This is a genomic window from Nannocystis punicea (assembly GCF_026965555.1).
GTDB lineage: Bacteria > Myxococcota_A > Polyangia > Nannocystales > Nannocystaceae > Nannocystis > Nannocystis punicea.
In genome coordinates this window covers 5,476,250-5,493,138 of the sequence record NZ_CP114040.1, presented here as the reverse complement: position 1 = coordinate 5,493,138, position 16,889 = coordinate 5,476,250, and the positions used below count along the sequence as shown (strand labels likewise).

The 16,889-nt window shown below is 72.4% G+C and carries 12 protein-coding genes and 1 tRNA gene; 5 read left to right on the top strand and 8 right to left on the bottom strand.

All coding sequences use genetic code 11. The features are described 5' to 3' along the window. Nucleotides 1–137 precede the first annotated feature (137 nt). From O0S08_RS21210 to cobA, 3 genes are all read right to left on the bottom strand, one after another. The gene (locus tag O0S08_RS21210) at nucleotides 138–701 is read right to left on the bottom strand and encodes a ferritin-like domain-containing protein (protein ID WP_269041020.1); all 564 of its coding nucleotides are present in this window, start codon (nucleotides 699–701) and stop codon (nucleotides 138–140) included. A gap of 524 nt (nucleotides 702–1,225) precedes the next feature. Then, a complete protein-coding gene (locus tag O0S08_RS21205; RefSeq protein ID WP_269041019.1) occupies nucleotides 1,226–2,476 on the bottom strand; it encodes a cytochrome P450 in 1,251 nt (416 codons plus the stop codon). 368 nt (nucleotides 2,477–2,844) lie between these two features. Next, complete coding sequence (cobA, locus tag O0S08_RS21200) at nucleotides 2,845–4,404, bottom strand: uroporphyrinogen-III C-methyltransferase (protein WP_269041018.1); 1,560 nt, start codon at nucleotides 4,402–4,404, stop codon at nucleotides 2,845–2,847. Nucleotides 4,405–4,634: 230 nt separating this feature from the next. On the opposite strand from cobA, the gene mnmG reads away from it, so the two are divergent. The 4 genes from mnmG (at nucleotide 4,635) to O0S08_RS21180 (ending at nucleotide 12,060) form a co-directional block, all read left to right on the top strand. After that, nucleotides 4,635–6,401 carry a tRNA uridine-5-carboxymethylaminomethyl(34) synthesis enzyme MnmG gene (gene mnmG, locus O0S08_RS21195; protein ID WP_269041017.1) on the top strand — a complete coding sequence of 589 codons (1,767 nt, stop codon included), beginning with the start codon at nucleotides 4,635–4,637 and terminating at the stop codon, nucleotides 6,399–6,401. A gap of 380 nt (nucleotides 6,402–6,781) precedes the next feature. Next, nucleotides 6,782–7,486, top strand: a complete 705-nt coding sequence (locus O0S08_RS21190) for a hypothetical protein (protein WP_269041016.1) — start codon at nucleotides 6,782–6,784, stop codon at nucleotides 7,484–7,486. 682 nt (nucleotides 7,487–8,168) lie between these two features. Beyond that, complete coding sequence (locus O0S08_RS21185) at nucleotides 8,169–11,090, top strand: hypothetical protein (RefSeq protein ID WP_269041015.1); 2,922 nt, start codon at nucleotides 8,169–8,171, stop codon at nucleotides 11,088–11,090. A 538-nt stretch (nucleotides 11,091–11,628) separates the two neighbouring features. Further along, nucleotides 11,629–12,060 (top strand): hypothetical protein, encoded by a 432-nt coding sequence (locus O0S08_RS21180; RefSeq protein WP_269041014.1) that lies wholly within the window; start codon nucleotides 11,629–11,631, stop codon nucleotides 12,058–12,060. A gap of 94 nt (nucleotides 12,061–12,154) precedes the next feature. On the opposite strand, the gene O0S08_RS21175 is transcribed toward O0S08_RS21180, so the two are convergent. Continuing rightward, nucleotides 12,155–12,227: transfer RNA gene (locus O0S08_RS21175), tRNA-Thr, on the bottom strand. 222 nt (nucleotides 12,228–12,449) lie between these two features. Further along, nucleotides 12,450–12,878: a Kazal-type serine protease inhibitor family protein gene (locus tag O0S08_RS21170; protein WP_269041013.1), complete on the bottom strand. Its 429-nt coding sequence runs from the start codon at nucleotides 12,876–12,878 to the stop codon at nucleotides 12,450–12,452. 132 nt (nucleotides 12,879–13,010) lie between these two features. Between O0S08_RS21170 and O0S08_RS21165 the strand changes: the two genes are divergently transcribed. Next, nucleotides 13,011–13,475 (top strand): hypothetical protein, encoded by a 465-nt coding sequence (locus O0S08_RS21165; RefSeq protein ID WP_269041012.1) that lies wholly within the window; start codon nucleotides 13,011–13,013, stop codon nucleotides 13,473–13,475. 235 nt (nucleotides 13,476–13,710) lie between these two features. On the opposite strand, the gene O0S08_RS21160 is transcribed toward O0S08_RS21165, so the two are convergent. The 3 genes from O0S08_RS21160 to O0S08_RS21150 are packed head-to-tail and all read right to left on the bottom strand — an operon-like array spanning nucleotide 13,711 to nucleotide 16,542. Continuing rightward, nucleotides 13,711–14,328: an SCE4755 family polysaccharide monooxygenase-like protein gene (locus O0S08_RS21160; RefSeq protein ID WP_269041011.1), complete on the bottom strand. Its 618-nt coding sequence runs from the start codon at nucleotides 14,326–14,328 to the stop codon at nucleotides 13,711–13,713. Beyond that, nucleotides 14,321–15,175: an SCE4755 family polysaccharide monooxygenase-like protein gene (locus tag O0S08_RS21155; protein ID WP_269041010.1), complete on the bottom strand. Its 855-nt coding sequence runs from the start codon at nucleotides 15,173–15,175 to the stop codon at nucleotides 14,321–14,323. Before O0S08_RS21155 ends, O0S08_RS21160 begins: the two co-directional genes overlap by 8 nt. A gap of 53 nt (nucleotides 15,176–15,228) precedes the next feature. After that, nucleotides 15,229–16,542 carry a HEAT repeat domain-containing protein gene (locus tag O0S08_RS21150; protein WP_269041009.1) on the bottom strand — a complete coding sequence of 438 codons (1,314 nt, stop codon included), beginning with the start codon at nucleotides 16,540–16,542 and terminating at the stop codon, nucleotides 15,229–15,231. Nucleotides 16,543–16,889: the final 347 nt, after the last annotated feature.

Sequence of the window (16,889 nt, the reverse complement as noted above, 5' to 3'; positions counted from 1 at the left end):
CGATCGCCGCCAGCGCAGCTACCTGCGCGGCGTCGTCGGGAGCTGCGCGTGACGGCGCGACTCCTCGCCCGGGCCTCGGGCGAACATGTCCCGAACGACATCCGCCTGCACGCGGCGCCGCCCGCTCGCGCCGCCCTCTAGTGGTCGAGCATCGGCTTGCCCTCGTGCGCGACCAGCAGGTCGTGCATGTCGTTGGCGTGCTCCTCCTCCTGGGCGAGGATCTTTTCGAGGAGCATGCGCGTGGTCGGGTCGTGCTCGGCGAAGTAGCGGATCATCTCGCGATACGTCTCGATGGCGATCCGCTCGGCGACCAGGTCTTCCTTGATCATGTCGACCAGGTTCTTGCCCTCGACGTACTGCGACGCCGAGCGGCTCGACAGGCCGTCGGGGTTGAAGTTGGGCTTGCCGCCGAGCTGGTTGATGCGCTCGGCGATCCACAGCATGTGCGCCTCTTCCTCCTGCGCGTGCTCCTCGAACTCCGCCTTCACGGACTCGCTGGCGATCCCCGTCGCGGTGACCGCGTGGAAGCGGTAGCGGAGCACACACACGATCTCGGTCGCCAGCGCCTCGTTGAGCACGCGGATCGCCGTCTCGACGTCGGCGCCGTAGTTCGGCGTGAGCGCGCCTTGCTCGAGGTGCTCGCGCGCTCGCTTGCGGATGGTCGCGATGTCGGTGGAGAAACTGCTCTGCCCTGTCGTCATGGCTTCTCCATGGCACGAGCGCGGCGGCACGCACCTCCACGCCACCCTCGCTCGCCGCCCCCCGCCGCCAAACCGGCCCAAACAGCCCCGAAAAGCCCATCGCCGGGCTCGCCGCGGCCACGGCGCCAGGCTGCTCGGACCGCTTTCATGGGTTGGGCGCTAGGTGCGCCGCATATGCTCGAGCTCGCTGGTCCGCGATCCCATGTCCCAAAGACCAGCTCGCCGGCGACGCCGAACTCGAGTTCTCGGAACCCCCCGGAGGTCCCTGCGTCGCGGAGCCCGCCACGCCGGCTCCAACCCCCTGACCGCGCCGTCACCCGGCCGCGAGCCCCTCCGCATCCCCTGTCCCGAAGGACATCCTCCGCCGCCCTCCACCAACCGCGGCGATCGACATGTCCCGAAGGACATCCTCTCGCCGCCCCACGAGCACGGCCGCGCCAACCAACATGTCCGAAAGGACAGACACTAACGCCCGCCTCGGAGCCCACCCCGCGGCCTGCCTGCGAACCCCTGCCGCGGCGGTCTCACCCGACCGCGCGCAGCGGGCCCAGGGCGACCGGGAACGCGATCGGCCGCCCTCCGTCGCGGCGCAGCGGCCCGGACAGGCGGAATTCGTGGCCGAGCAGCGCCTTGCAGCCCTCGCGGACCGCCGCGATCGCCACCTGGCGGGCCAGGCACCCGTGCGGCCCCTCGCCGAACAGGAAGTCGTGGTGATCGGGGCGGTGCAGGCGAAAGTGCTCCGGGTCGTCGACGCGCTCCGGGTCGAACGCCGCGGCCGCCGTCGCCACCACCACCGTCACCCCCGCGTGCAGGACCACCTCGTTGGCTGTCCCTTTGGCCAGGGTATAGTCCTCCCCGCAGATCCGCGACACCGTCAGCCGCGGCGGCGAGAACCGCAGCGCCTCGCGGAGCACCGCCCACAGCCCGTCGTCGTCGCCGGCCTTCGCCGCCGCGCGAGCCATCCGCAGCGCCTCGGGGCGGTCGATCAGCTCGCCGAGCGCCAGCCCGATCGAGCACGCGATCGGCTCGATCCCCGCCACCAGCAGCCCCAGCAGCACCTCGCGGAGGCGACGCTCCTCGAGCCGCAGGTGCGCCACGTTCTGCAGCGCCACCAGCCGCCCCAGCACGTCGTCGCCGGCCATTCGCCCCGACGAGCGCTGGGCCCGGCGCGAGGCCACCATCGTGTCGGTGTAGCCGCCGAGCTCGGCCGCCGCCGCGCGGGCCTCCTCGTGGATCTCGCTGTCGTCGGTCGGGTTGTCCTCGATGTCGCGGCCGATCGCCTCGACCCACCGCACCAGAGTGCTCTCCTCCGGCCCGCCGACCCCGAGGTACTCGGCCGCCACGCGTCCCGCCACCACGTGGGCCAGGTCGCGCACCACGTCGAACCTGCCGGCTCTGCGCCCGGCCGAGACCGCCGCGGTGGCCGCCTCGTGGCTGATCGTCGCCACCCGCTCGGCATCCTCGCCGCGCACGCACAGCCGCACCAGCGCCGCCTCGACCGCCGCCCGCGGCCCCTCGCGCTCGTCGAGCGAGAACCCGCCGAACAGCGGCTGTCGCCTGGCCTCGAGGGCATGTCCCAGGAACACATCGCCGCGCGTCAGCACCTCGAGCGCCTCGGCGTAGCGGGTCAGCAGCACGAAGCTCGGCGTCGAGAAGATCGGCTGCTCGCGCTGCAGCTCGACGAACAGCTCGCGCGGGCGCCCCGCCAGCCACCGCAGCGTCACGGCCGTGCGCGCCCCGGCCTCGCTCGCCGCGTACTCGCGGAGAAAGCTCATCGCCCGACGATACCGGCCCGCCGGGCAACGGACAAACGCTCGGCCGCTCGTCCTTCGCCCGAGAGCCCCCGAGAGCCCCCCGCGCGCCCGCTTGCGCGCCCGCGAACGCCGGCCCCGCACGACCCGCGGCTCGCCTCGTCGCACCGGTCCCGCGCGACCCGCAGCCCGTCGCCTCGCCTCGCCGGCATCGCGCGACCCCGTCGCCTCGCCTCGCCGGCATCGCGCGACCCCGGCGCCTCGCCCCGACAGCATCGCGCGACCCCGGCGCCTCGCCCCGACAGCATCGCGCGACCCCGGCGCCTCGCCCCGACAGCATCACTCGCCACCGCGGCGCCCCGCCGCCGACATCGCTCGTCGCCACGCCCGCGCTACCCGCGGGCCATCGCCTCGACCACCGCCGCCAGCATCGCCTCGTCGGTCAGCCCGCCCGCGACCGCGTCTGCGCGCAAGCCCATCGATTCGAGCGCCCCCGCGGTCACCGGCCCCAGCGCGACCAGCCGCGCCCGGCCCAGGATCTCGCGCGCCAGCGCCTCTCCGTGGGCCTCCGTGATCGTCTCGACGAAGTGGCGCGCAGTCTTGCCGCTGGCGAAACAGATCGCGTCGGTCCCCTCGCCGCCGTGCTCGGGCGGCAGCAGCGAGCGCGTCAGCAGCCCCGGCACCTTCGGCCGGATCACCCGGTAACCGACCACCAGCCGGTACGTCCCCCCGGCCGCGCGCACCGCCTCCCCGATCAGGTCGCGGCCCTCGTCGGCGCGCACGTGCAGCCAGCGCCGCGCCAGCAGCCCGCGCGACGCCAGCGTCTCCACCAGCCCCTCCGAGCGCGCCGCCGACGGCACGATGTCCGGCCGGATCCCGCGCTCCCAGCACGCATTCGCCGTGCCGGTGCCGATCGCCGCCAGGCACTTGCCGTGCAGCGCCCGGACGTCGAGCTCGAGCCCCGCCAGCGCGTCGAACCACGCGCGCACTCCGTTCGGGCTCGACAGGATCACCCCGTCGACCTCGTCGAGGCTCTGGGCCGCCCCGCTGAGGGCCGACAGGTCCTCGGGCGGCGCGATGTCGAGGCACGGCACCGCCACCGCGTCCGCGCCCTGACCGGCCAGCAGCTGCAGCAGGTCGCTCGCCTGCTGGCGGGCCCGCGTCACCACCACCCGCTTGCCGAACAGCGGCCGGCGCTCGAACCACTGCGTCGTCCGGCGCAGGTCGACCACGCTGCCGACCACCATCACCGCCGGCGGGCGCAGCCCCTCCGCCTCGACGCGGTCCGCGATCTGGCCCAGCGGCGCGACCACGGTGCGCTGGATCCCCCGGGTGCCCCAGCGGATCACCGCCGACGGCGTCGCCGGGTCGCGCCCGGCCGCGATCAGCCGCTCCGCGTTCTGCCGGCAGTTGCGCACGCTCATCATCAGCACCAGCGTGCCTGTCCCTTTGGCCAGGTGCTCCCAGTCGACCGCGCGACCGCCCTTCTCGTAGGCCTCGTAGCCCGACACCAGGCTGACGCAGGGAGCGTGGTCGCGGTGGGTCACCGGGATCCCGGCCGCCTCGGGCGCGGCGATCGCCGCGCTGACGCCCGGCACGAACTCGAACGGGATCCCGCGGGCCGCCAGCACCTCGGCCTCCTCCGCGCCGCGGCCGAACACCATCGGGTCGCCGCCCTTGAGGCGGACCACGTACAGCCCGGCCGCCGCGCGCTCGACCATCAGGCGGTTGATCGCCTCCTGGTCGGGCACCGGTTCGCCGTGGGCCCCCGCGTGCGGGCTCTCGGTGCGCTGGAACAGGTGGACGTCCGCGCGGCAATGGGTGAAGAGGGCCGGGTTGACCAGGTAATCCGCGATCACCACGTCCGCGCGGGTCAGCCGCTCGCGACCCGCCAGGGTGAGGAGTTCCGGGTCCCAGGGCCCGGCGCCGACGATCGAGACGAAGCCCGTCACGTCCGCCAAGATAGCCCACCCGCGGGCAAATGGCTCCAAGGACGCGCGCGAACGCGCCCTCCTGAGCGAAGACCTGCTGATTACGAATCAGCTGCTCCGCCGAGCACGCACCAGCCCGCTCCAGCCAGCTACGCCGCCCCCATACCACGATGCGCGAACCCGCGCAAGCCGCCTGCCCGACCTCGCCCTCTGCTTTGACCCCCACCATCGTCTGCTACCCTCCCGCCGCCGTGGAACCCGTCGTCATCGTCGTCGGAGCCGGACACGCCGGGCTGGAGGCCGCCTTCGCCGCGGCGCGGGTGGGTGCGAGCGTCCTCGTCGTCACCGGCAGCCTCAAGACGATCGGCCAGACCCCGTGCAACCCCAGCGTCGGCGGCGTCGCCAAGGGTCACCTCGTCAAGGAGATCGAGGCCATGGGCGGCTTCATGGGCCGGGCCGCCGACGCCTGCGCGATCCACGGGCGCGTCCTCAACCGCTCCAAGGGGCCGGCAGTGCGCAGCACCCGGGTCCAGGTCGACAAGGCCCGCTACGGCGAATTTGCCCGCGCCGCCCTCCTGGGCCACCCGCAGGTGCGCGTCCTCGAGGGCCTCGTCGCCGCCGTCCATCTCGAGGCCGGGCGGGCCCGCGGCGTCGTCCTCGAGGACGGCTCCGTCGTCGCCGGCGACGCCGTCGTCGTCACCACCGGCACCTTCCTCGGCGGCCTCCTGCACACGGGCGAGCGCACCACCCCTGGCGGCCGCGTCGGCGAGCCGCCCGCCCTGGCCCTGTCGGAGCACCTGCGCGCGCTCGGTTTCTCCCTGCGCCGGCTCAAGACCGGCACCCCCGCGCGGCTCGACGGCCGCACCCTCGACTACGCGCGCACCGAGGAGCAGCCGAGCGAGGACCCGCTGCCGCGCTTCACCTTGCCCGACGACGGCCCGCCGCCGGTCCTCGCCCAGGTCCCGTGCTGGATCACCTGGACCACCGAGGCCACCCACGAGCTCGTGCGCGCCAACTTGCACCGCTCCGCCATGTACAGCGGCCAGGTCGTCGGTCGCGGCCCGCGCTACTGCCCCTCGCTCGAGGACAAGATCGTCCGCTTCGCCGAGCGCGAGCGCCACCAGATCTTCCTCGAGCCCGAGGGCCTCGACACCCACAGCGTCTATCCCGGCGGGATCTCGACCAGCCTGCCTGCCGACGTGCAGGAGGCCTTCATCCGCACGATCCCCGGCCTCGAGCGGGCCGTCATGCTGCGCCCCGGCTACGCGGTCGAGTACGACGCGGTCGACGCCCGCGACCTCGACCACACTCTCGGCGCGCGCGACATCCCGGGCCTGTGGTTCGCCGGCCAGATCAACGGCACCAGCGGCTACGAGGAGGCCGGCGCCCAGGGCCTCCTCGCCGGCGCCAACGCGGCCCTCGCCGCCCTCGGCCGCCCGCCGCTGGCCCTCGGCCGCGAGCACGCCTACGCCGGCGTCATGATCGACGACCTCGTCACCCAGGGCTGCGACGAGCCCTACCGCATGTTCACCGCGCGCGCCGAGTACCGCCTGCTGCTGCGCGAGGACAACGCCGACGCCCGCCTTTCGGACATGTCCTTTGCAGCAGGTCTCATCGACCCTGTCCGTTACGACAGGGCCCGCGCCCGCGTCGAGCGCGTCCAGCAGCTGCTCGCGCGGCCCGACCCGGCCGCCCCCGCGTGGCTGACCGAGCGGGCCGAGTCGCAGCGCTGCTACGCCGGCTTCCTCGACCGCCAGGAGAAGGAGATCTGGGTCATGCGCGGCGGCGCGGCCGACCTCCCGATCGACCCCGGCACCGACTTCCGCCGCCTCCCCGGCCTCACCACCGAGGCCGCCGAGCGGCTCGCCCGCGTGCGACCGACCAGCACCGGCCAGGCCGCCCGGATCCCCGGCATCACCCCGGCCGCGCTGATGTGCCTGTGGGCCCACGTGCGCGCCGCCCAGCGCCGCGCCGAGGCAGCCGCCCACGAGGCCGCCCGCCAGGCCCACGCCCTCTGACCCCGCGCACGCCGCCGCGAGCCCCCGCGCCTGGCCCTGCGACCTCGTCGGTGTGGCACCCACGTGGCCGCCGAGCCGTCGCCGCTCGCCCGTGCCGCGCGTCGCTCGTAGCGACCCACTCTGCACAATCATGATTCGCATCACCGCGCGCATCTCCGCGGCGTCCCAATGTCGTGACCGGCACACGCACATTGTCCACTGGCGCGAGACCGCCCGCGGCAAAATCCGGCCATTCGCCCCTGTTCCGCCCGCAACAGGCACCAGGGCCCCGTCTGCGAGGCAGCTGCCGTCCGGGTCACAGCCGATGGAATTTGATCATGCCGCGCGGAAATGTGGGCACATGCTGATGACGGATCGCCACGATCCAGCGAGGCTCGCTCATGCGACACATCGTGTATTTGTCCCTCGGTCTGGCGACGCTCACCGCGTGCGTCGAGCCGGACAAGCCGTCCGGGTTCGGCTTCGGCATCACCGACAGCGCCGGACCGCCGCCGATGATCACCACGGTCACCCCGGCCACCACGGAGGCGGAGCCGGTCGCCGGCACCGACTCGACCGGCGAAGGCACCGCCAGCACCTCCGACTCCGAGCCGGTCGAACCCACCACCGACACCACCTCCTCCTCGGGCGCCACCGAGCCCGACCTGCCCGCCGACGGCGGCACCACCACCACGACGACCGACACCACCACGGGCGAGTCCGATCCGACCGGAGGCATCACCTCCACCACCGCCCCGCCGGCGCCGGTCGGCGAGGGCCAGCTGTGCTTCGAGAGCAACGACTGCCCGGACGCGGCCCCGTACTGCGCCGAGGACGATCATCAGTGTCACGACGGCGACGAGGGCGACCCTTGCGACAACGACGGCGACTGCGCCGAGTTCACCCCGAGCTGCGTCGAGCACATTTGTTACGACGGCAACGAGGGTGATCCCTGCAAGAACGACCACGACTGCGGCCCCACCTCGCCCGTGTGCATGCTCGGTCAGTGCTGGGACGGCCAGGAGGGCGACCCGTGCAACAGCCACAACGACTGCGCCCCCTTCTTCGGCTGCTACGCCGGCGCCTGCACCGACGCCAGCCCGTGATCCCCGGCCCGTCGAGCGACCCCGAAGCACCCTGCACCGACGCCCGCCCCTGCTCATCCTGACGCTCGACCCGAAACGTCCCGTTCCTCCGCTGCCACGCCGGATCTCCATCCCCGAGCCCACCGCCCCGCCGAGCAACCCCGGTGCTTCGGCTGCCGCACGAACGCCACCCCGCCCGGAGCTCGAGCTGCGCGCCGCGTCCTCGACCTGCGCGACACCCCCCAGGACCGCAGAGCAGCCCGTCCCGTCGTCCCCGGTCGATCCCGCCGCCAGCCCCGTGTCTCCGTCCGCTCCCGCCGCGAGGCCCTCGCGCGCACCGTGACGGCCCCCTGCGCCGTGACTGGGCCCCGACGCGCCCGGGGCGCCGCCTGACCGCCGGCTGCATCACGGATCGCCGGTTCGTGCGCGCCACCGACCTCGCGCACCGACGATCGCGGCCCGCTTCGCGTCCCGGCCGGCGGAGCCTCCTGTTAGGCTTGGCGCCCGTGCCTGCGTCGCGCCCTGCCCGTGTTCCTCGCCGCCTGCGCGGGGTCCTGGCGCTGCTCGGGCTCGTGCTCGCGTGTCTCGTCTGGCGGCCTGCCGGGGCCGCCACGCGCGACCCACGCTGGCGCACCCTCGAGACCGACCATTTCTACGTCCATTACTACCAGGGCAACGAGTACGCGCCGCCGAGAAGGCCGCCATGGTGCTCGAGCGGGCGCACGAGCGGCTCTCGACCAGCCTCTCGCACTCGCCGTGGCTCAAGACCCACGTCGTCTACCAGGACCACACCGACGCCGCCAACGGCCTCGCCAACACCAGCCCGTTCCCGCGGATCGTCGCCTACGTCACCGCCCCCGACTCGATGTCCGTGCTCGAGGGTTACGACGACTGGATCGACATCCTGCTGACCCACGAATACACGCACATCATCCACCTCGACACCACGCACGGCATCCCGCGGCTCATCAACGCCTTGCTCGGGTTCGGGCGGGCCGGCAAGGTCTGGCAGCCCAACGTCATCCAGCCGCGGTGGTTCGTCGAGGGCCTCGCCAGCCACGAGGAGACGCGCCTGACCAGCCAGGGTCGCGGCCGTCACAGCCAGTGGGAGATGTACTTGCGGGCGCCGATCGTCGAGCACGGCTTCATCCCGATCGACCGCGTCTCCTCCGGCGCCAACATCTTCCCGCACGGCAGCAGCGTCTACCTCTACGGCCTCTACCTCCTGCGCTACATCAGCAACCGCTACGGCGAGGACAAGCTCGCCGAGCTCAACCACGTCTACGGCGGCCAGACCCTCCCGTTCGCCATCAACCGCGCCGTCGAGAAGGTCCTCGGCGTCACCTGGGAGAAGCTGTGGGAGGAGTTCGAGCTCGACACAGTGCGGCGCTTCCAGGGCCAGGCGCGGGCGATCCGGGCGCGAGGGATCCGCGAGGGCCGGCGGATCACCTTCACGACCTCTGCCCAGGCCTCGGGCAACTTCGTGCGTCACCCGTTCTGGTCGCCCGACGATCAGCACATCTATTACTTCGAGGACGACGGCCACTCGAACCCCGGGATCCGGCGGATCCGCAGCACCGGCGGGGCGATCCGCGAGGGCATCGGCATCGGCAAGCAGGGCCAGACCGTCGGCGTCGAGCGGATCGTCGAGCTGCAGGACGCCGGCTCGGGCTCGTTCGTGGGTGTCTCCGAGGACATGGTCTTCGAGGTCTGGGGCGTCCACGACCTGCGCTACTCGTGGACCGACCTGTGGCGCTGGCGGCCGCCGGCCCCGGGCGCGCGCAACGTCCGGCAGAACCCCGGCGACCTCGAGCAGCTGACCTTCGGCGCTCGCGCCCGCGACCCGCACGTCTCGCCCGACGGCCGCACCGTCGTCTTCTCGCGCAACGACTCGGCCCAGGCGCGCCTCGCCTTCCTCGACCTCGCGACCAAGGAGGTCACCGAGGTCGCCCCGATGGAGCGGATCCAGATCGTCACTGCTCCGCGGTGGTCGGCCGACGGCAAGAAGGTCGCCTACTCCGCCTTCCGCGAGGGCGGCATGCGCGACATCTACATCTACGACCGCGAGTCGCAGACCACCCTGCGGGCCACCGCCGATCGCTTCCTCGACAGCGAGCCGAGCTGGACCCCCGACGGCAAGTACGTCCTCTTCAACAGCGACCGCGACGGCGTCTTCAACATCTACGCCTACGAGGTCGCCACCGCCCGCGTCCACCAGGTCACCAACGTCCTCGGCGGCGCCTTCGAGCCGGTCGTCAGCCACGACGGCAAGCGCCTCGTCTACCTCGGCTTCACCGCCTACGGATTTGACCTTTGGGTGATGAAGCTCGACCCCGCCGAGTTCTTCGAGCCCTTGCCGGTGCAAGATCCGCTGCCGGCGATCGACGATCCGACCCCCGACCAGGTCGGCGATCGCGGCCGGCCGGTCAGCCTCAAGAGCCAGCGCTACAAGCCCTACCGCACCTTCTTCCCGCGCACGATCTTCCCCTCCGCGCTGGCCGCGGCCACCTCGGGCGGCTTCGGCACCGAGATCGGCGCCTCGATCGGCATCAGCGACGTCCTCCAGTTCCACACCCTCTCGTTCAACGGCGGCTACAACACCGCCTTCGCCGCCCCGACCGGCTCGATCGTCTACGAGTTCGCGCGCTTCCTGCCGACCTTCCGCGTGCTCGTCAGCCGCGACTACGCCCGCCGCGGCACCTTCGAGCGCTACGTCTACGACGGCTCCGGCGACCTCGAGCCCGGCGCCAGCCCGCCGTCTTACCTGCAGCGGGGCTACGACGAGCGGATCACCACCGCGCGCGCCTCCGTCAGCGTGCCCGTGGTCCGCCACCCGGTCCACAACGCCGCTGCCAGCCTCAGCTACGCGTACACCCACTACGCCAACGCCAGCAACGCGCCCGCAGTCGATCCCAACGCCCCGGCCTCCACCTTGCCCGACCTCGGCGGCCTCGGCTCGGTCACCCTCGGCTTCGACTACGACAGCCGCCGCAGCACCCGCTACGCCTACGGCAACGAGACCGGCCGGGCCGCCAGCCTCAACGTCAACCTCATCGATCCGCACCTCGGCGGCCGCTTCTCCGACGTCTGGGTTACCGGTCGCTACGTCGAGATGCTGCGCATGCCGTGGCGCGGCCACCAGGTGCTCGGCATCTCGCTCGAGGGCGGCGCCTCGGCCGGCACTCTCGGCCGGCGCGCCCCGTTCTACCTCGGCGGCACCTCGCAGCAGGCCGAGGTCCTGCGCAGCTTCCTGCTCCGCTCCGCCTACGGCGACTGGGGCAACCTGCGCGGCTATCGCCCGTTCGCGTTCTCCGGCCGCTACTACGGCGTCCTCAACGTCGAGTACCGGATCCCCCTCGCCGACGTCGAGCGCGGCCTCGGCACCCTGCCGGGCTTCTTGCGCCGCCTGACCCTCGCCCCGTTCATGGACCTCGGCGCCGCCTGGGGCGCCAACGGGGAGAAGTTCACGCGCCAGATGCTCAAGTGGGGCGTCGGCGCCAGCTTCATCGCCAGCTTCAAGCTCGGCTACGGCGACGCCATCGACCTCATGCTGCAGTACGCCCGCGGCTTCGACGACGAGTTCGGCCTCAACTACTTCCGCGCCGCCGTCGCCCGAAGCTTCTGAGCCGAGCCGCGAAATGTCCTTCAGGACATGATCCTTCGGACATGTCCAGGGCCGGCGCGAGGCGGTCGACGTCGTCGACGCGGTGGAGAAGGCACGCCGGCGCGTGGGGCTCGGTGGGCCCCGAGTGGCGTCGGCCAGGGATGTCCGGGCCGGTGGCGCAGGCGTGGCGCACATGTCCTCCCGGACACCTGGCCTGCGCGCACCAACGACCTCCCCGGCGGCGCCTCGCCTCACATGTCCTCCGGGACATCCCACCTCCCGCGCCGGCGGGCCACGCCGTCTCACGCCGACTGCCACCCCCTCGCGCATCACAGCGCCCGCGCGGATCGGCGCGGCCACCGGGCAACGCTGGACCCGCCGCGCCGCCGACCGCCGCGACGATCGACGCGACGCGCCGTGTGGCGAAGCCACCGACCCGGCCAATTCGTGCCCCGCACGACCCCGGGGCCAGCGGCCGGCCCGCCGCGCCGCGGGTAGCCGGGGTCACTTGCCGGGCGTGCGGGCTTTTCCACCGTAGAGGCCGCATAGGAGGTGAGCCGTGAATCAGAGTGACGCCAAGCGTATCGCCGCGGGAACCGGCGATAGTCCGTCGCCGCGACCCATCCCGTCGGCCTACGCCGCCCACGTGCAGGACGGCGAGCTCTACCGCGTCTACGACGGCACCGAGGTCGGCGACTGGTGGTGGGTGGTGCTCCCGTCCGACGTGCCCAGCCAGCGGCCGGTCGACGACGCGATGCTCGGGTTCACCTGCCGCATGGAGAGGCACGACGACCTCCACTGGCGCGTGCAGGTCCAGGCCCACTTCCGCGACGGCGGCTCCCGGCCGGGCAGCGCCGTCGCGCTGCTCATCTACCGCGGCGGCAACAGCGAGACGCGCGCCGCCGCGGCCAGTCCCAAGGGACATGTCGCTTCAGGCATGTCCATTCATACGGCGCTCCAGGGCCGCGGGCCGTCGGCGCCGCGAAACTGACAGCGGCGCCTTCGACACGCAGCCAAAGACGTGAGCGACCTCCGCCGCGGAAAAGCCCGCGAGGGAGGTCGCTTCTGGCAGAGTCGAACTTTCAAGCCACTTTCCGGACTCGAACCGGAGACCTGCTGATTACGAATCAGCTGCTCTACCAACTGAGCTAAAGTGGCGCGACGAGGGTCGGGCTTTTACCCGGCTATCCCGAACGCGTCAAGCACTTTCTCGGCCGCCGGTCGCGCGGCCGGCGAACGCCGCCGGACGCCCCACGTGCGCCCGCGAAAGCGCCCAGGACCGCGTGCGTGGCCCCGTGAGCCACCGACGGCGCGGCCCCGGCGCGGCTCTCCGCGCTTCCCCGCCCCGGGCAGTACGACTTCGGCCCACGCCGGCGAAGGTCAGGTCGGCGGCGGCTCGGGGCAGGCGCCGGGCGAGTAACCGACCACCGCATGGTCGCCGCAAGCCACGCACTTGTTCGAGTACGACTTGCGCGACCCGTCGGTCAGCTTGCCGCACACTGGGTTGTACTCGCGCGTGCACATGCTCGAGCGGGTCGTGCACTCGACGAACACCGTGGTCGAGTCGTCGGGCGGAGGCGGGCTGGTGGGCGCTGCTGATTCACCGGCCGTCGCGGCCACCGGCGTCGTCTCGGGCTTGGCTTCTACGGGAGTCTGCGCGCCGCCGCCACCCGCACCTGCCGTCCCGGCCGGATCGGGGTTCCCGGGCACGCCGGAGCCGGTTCCCGACGTGTCCTTGCAACCCCCGGCGAACAGGACCGTCATGCCGAACGCGAGGGTGAGAGTGCGAAGTAGGGCCTGCTGGATCATGGGGGTCTCCTGACGCCGCATCGGTAGCATGCCTCGGCGGACCGCGCATCCGGCTACTGCCCGCTTGCAGATCCCCCGAGCATGGCGGACGCTGGTGTGGTCAAGACCGCTGCCCTCGAACCGGAGCCGTCCATGCGTCGCGCGTTGTGCCTGTGTTCGCTCGCTGCCCTCGTCGCCCTCGCTCCGACGACCGCGACGGCCGGTCTGCGTCCGTGTCGTCTGCCGGTCCGTTCGGCCGCGGCCGGCAAGCCCTGTCAGGACCCCGGCTCGCCGTCCCTCATCGACGAACAGTACCCGCGACCGCGCGGCCTCAAGTCGCTGATCTTCGGGGCCAGCCTGTTCGCCTTCGGGATCCCCACCACCATCGTCGGCGCCATCCTCGTCATGAACCCGCAGCCCGCCCCCGCGGGTCCTGCACCCGGGGGTCCCTACGCCGGCCTGCACTTCCTGATCCCCGGCGCCCTGATGATGCTCGTCGGCATGCCGCTCACCGCCATCGGCGCGGTCCGCTACGAGCGCTTCGTCCGCGACCGCGACAACTGGACCGCCAAGGTCCGCGTCAAACCGGCCGGCGGCGGGTTCGCGCTGCAGTTCTAGGCTCCTGCGACCCGCGGCTCGGCGCGACCGCTCGTCCGGGCGTCATCGAGGTCGTGAACGGCTGGATGAAGCACGCGCGGCAGCACGCTCGAGCTCGGCGAGCCCTCGCGGTCGCCGTCCCTGCCCGCCTCACCGCGCCTCGTCCCGTGGCTCGTCCGCCCGTCCTCGCTGCCCGCTCGAGCGACGCGTGTCCGCGCGCCGAACGGGGACGACGCCCGGCCGCTCCGCCGAGCACTCACGCTCGGCGGCGCCGTCGACCGAGCAACAGCGCCAGCGCCAGCGGCCCCGAAGCGCCCACCCGGCAGCCGCCCGCGGCGTCGTTCTCGGCAGGCGCTCCGCTCGTCTCGGGCGCGTCCTCGCTGAGCACCAGGTCGGCGCATTGATAGTAGAGGTCGTTGCCGTCCCCGTAGGGCGCCTTGTCCGTCATCACCTGCACCAGCTGCAGCGTGCAGCGGTCGCAGGGCCGGTTCGGCAGCGTCACCGCCTGCTCGTACGTCTGCGTCCCGTCCTTGTCGGCGATGAGGTCCACCAGCACGACCGCAGGATCCCCGCTCTGGCCCGCCTCCTCGGGGTCGACGAACGCGTCCTGACCCTCGTCGTCGAACGCGATCCGGAAGTACCCCGGGTGCGCGACCTCTTCCTGCCAGCGCACCGTGATCGTCTGCCCCGGGCGGAACGTGCTCACCACCTCGCCGCGCGCATCCTCGGCGCCTGCCCCGCACGGCCCGGCCTTCTGCTGCTCGTGGCGCGGCGCCGGCTCGATCAAGCGGATGTGCGCGCGCGCCGTGCCGGGCAGCCACACGAGGCCGGCCAGGACCAGCCAGCCGCTCCGCCGCGCGCCCGGGCTAACCACGCCGCCTCCTGCGAGTCACCAGCAGCAGCAGCGCCGCCGCCAGGCCGCTCCCGCCTGCGCCGCCCGTGCGGCACGAACCGCAGCCGCCCTCGCCGTCCGACATGCTGTCCGTCGCGTTGCCCGTCCCCTCGCTGTCGCTGCCGCTCGCGGCCGTCGTCCCGCCGGCATCGGCAGTCGTCCCGTCGCCGCCGTCGGTCGTCGGCTGCGGATCTCCGCCGGTCGTGCTGTCGGGCTCACCCGACGTGGTCGTGCCGACGCCGGTCGTCGCCTCGCCGGTGCTCGTCGCCTCCCCGGTCGTCTCCTCCCCGGTCGTCGCCTCGCCGGTGGTCTCCTCCCCGGTCGTCTCCTCCGCGCCCATGAGGACGAGGTCGGCGCACTGGTAATAGAGGTCGTTGGTGCCGACCTCGTACGGCGGCTTGTCGGTCATCACCTGGATGAGCTGCAGCGTGCAGGTGTCGCAGCTCATCAGCGGCAGCGTGACCTCCTGCTCGTACATCTGCTGCGGCCCGTTCTTGTCTGCGATCTCGTCGACCAGCACCGCCGGGTTCGAGTAGAAGTCGTCGTAACCGGCGGGGTCGCCGAAGTCGTCGTGCCCTTCGTTGTCGAAGCTGATCCGGAAGTGCCCCGGGTGGTCGACGGTCTCGGTCCAGCGGACCAGGATCGTCTCACCGCCCTGGAAGGTCGCCACCTCGCTGCCGCGCGCGTCGTTCGGCCCGACCCCGCACGGTCCGGACTTCTGCTCCACGTGCCGCGGCAGCGGCGAGCTCAGGGCGATGTGGGCGTGGGCCGCCGTCGCGGAGACGGCGACACAGGCGAACGCGAGGACTGGAAAAGCGAAGCGGTGCATGTCGATGTGCTCTTTCGCGCACACCGATTGTACCGGCTCCAGGCTCGCGGCGCCTACTCCGGCGCGGCCACCTTCGAGTCGTCGCGAGCGCTGCGGATGCCATCGAGCAGCGACTGCGCGCGATCGGCCTTGAGCGTCCCGTCGCCCTTGTGCGTCGCCACGAGGCGCTCCAACCACGGCTCCACCTCTGCACGAATTTCTGGAGACGTGGCGCGGATTTGGCCCAAAACCTTGAAGATCTGGTTCTCGTAGTTGTCGACCGGCAGGAGCAGCTCGAAGTGGTCCTGCTGGCCGTCGGGCCGGAGGTACACCACCTCGACCGGGCACGTCGTCGTCCGCTCCTCGGGCGTCGCGGTGTCGTAGGCGTGCATCAGCGACACGTTCGCGCGCTCGTTGCCGAGGATCCCGAGGCTGAACACGATCGCGCAGCGGACCGGGAACGCGGCCGACGGCAGGCGATCCGTCAGCATCTTGTCGAGGTCCTTCGCCTCGCGCTGGTCGCGGTGCTGCGCGATCGCCCACGCCGCCACGCGCTGGGCCTTCTCGTCTCCGCGCTGGAGGATCTGGCCGAGCACCGGCAGCAGCTTCGGCACCTGGATGTACCCCGCCGCGATCAGCAGCCGGCGATCGATCACACCCGCCGCGAGGTCGCGCTCCAGCTCGCCGATCAGTAGGTCGGCGACGTCGCGGTCCTGGTAGCGTGCCAGCGAGATCAGCGCCTCGCGCCGGAGGTTCGGGTCCGGCGACTTCAGCGTCTCCCGCAGATCGCCGAGGATGGCCTTGCGCTCCGAGGTGACGTCGATGAAGCGCCCCAGCGCCCACGCCGCCCAGGCCCCGACCTCGCCCCCGCGCGCCAGCTGCTGGCGCAGGGTCGGCACGATCGTCGGGTACCTGCGCACCGAGAGCTCGGCGATCGCCTGCAGCCGGCGGGGCTGACTCTCGGGATCGTCGCCCCGCAAAGAACTGACGTGAATTCCAACTCTTCGGTAGTAAGAGTTGAAGTCCTGGTTCACGAAGTTGAAGAGCAGGTAGGTCAGCCCGCCGGACAGCAACAGGACGATCGGGAAGCTGACCGACGAGCGCTGCATTGTCGCCGCCACCATCGCCGCCTCGTCGCTCGCGCGCGCGAACTTCGGGTCCTTGCCCTGGAGGTGGGTCAGGCGGAACGCCCCGCCGAACAAGAGCTCGTCGACGAGCAGCGCGTCGACGACCGCCACCAAACACAGCGCGGTGTAGTAGCCGGCCAGCAGCATGGTCTCGGTCGACGCGTCGGCCGGCACGTCGCGGATCAGCCGGGCCAGGTAGACCGCCGCGATCATGCCGGCCAGGTTGGCGATCACCGCGGCGACCAGCAGTTTGTTACGCACGGGGATCCCGCGAGCACGCGGGCGATAGCCAGGGGGGAGACCGGAGGGTTCGGCGGGCGCCACGGGGCTCGTCATACCGCGGATGGACGCCGCCCGGGGCAGCCGGTTCCGGCAACCTCGCCGTGGCCGGGACCGGCCGGGTCCGGAACAAGCGACCCCGGCCGCCGCGTTCCTGCGGATCGGCCGCGCAAGGCCACGGCGGCCTGGCCCGGCCGTCTCCGCCCCCCGTGCGGCCAACCTCATCGGCAGGGCGCGACCGACACCTTCGCACGCCTGCCTCCGCTCCCGGCCGCTTCGCCGACCCCCGACCGCCCCCACGCTCCTGACCCGTGATGTCGGGGAGTCGG

Excerpts from the sequence above, each read along its gene's own strand:
- O0S08_RS21165 (WP_269041012.1), top strand. The coding sequence starts at position 13,011 with ATGCGTCGCGCGTTGTGCCTGTGTTCGCTCGCTGCCCTCGTCGCCCTC.
- O0S08_RS21190 (WP_269041016.1), top strand. The coding sequence starts at position 6,782 with ATGCGACACATCGTGTATTTGTCCCTCGGTCTGGCGACGCTCACCGCG.
- O0S08_RS21205 (WP_269041019.1), bottom strand. The coding sequence starts at position 2,476 with ATGAGCTTTCTCCGCGAGTACGCGGCGAGCGAGGCCGGGGCGCGCACG.
- O0S08_RS21170 (WP_269041013.1), bottom strand. The coding sequence starts at position 12,878 with ATGATCCAGCAGGCCCTACTTCGCACTCTCACCCTCGCGTTCGGCATG.
- O0S08_RS21210 (WP_269041020.1), bottom strand. The coding sequence starts at position 701 with ATGACGACAGGGCAGAGCAGTTTCTCCACCGACATCGCGACCATCCGC.
- O0S08_RS21185 (WP_269041015.1), top strand. The coding sequence starts at position 8,169 with ATGGTGCTCGAGCGGGCGCACGAGCGGCTCTCGACCAGCCTCTCGCAC.
- O0S08_RS21155 (WP_269041010.1), bottom strand. The coding sequence starts at position 15,175 with ATGCACCGCTTCGCTTTTCCAGTCCTCGCGTTCGCCTGTGTCGCCGTC.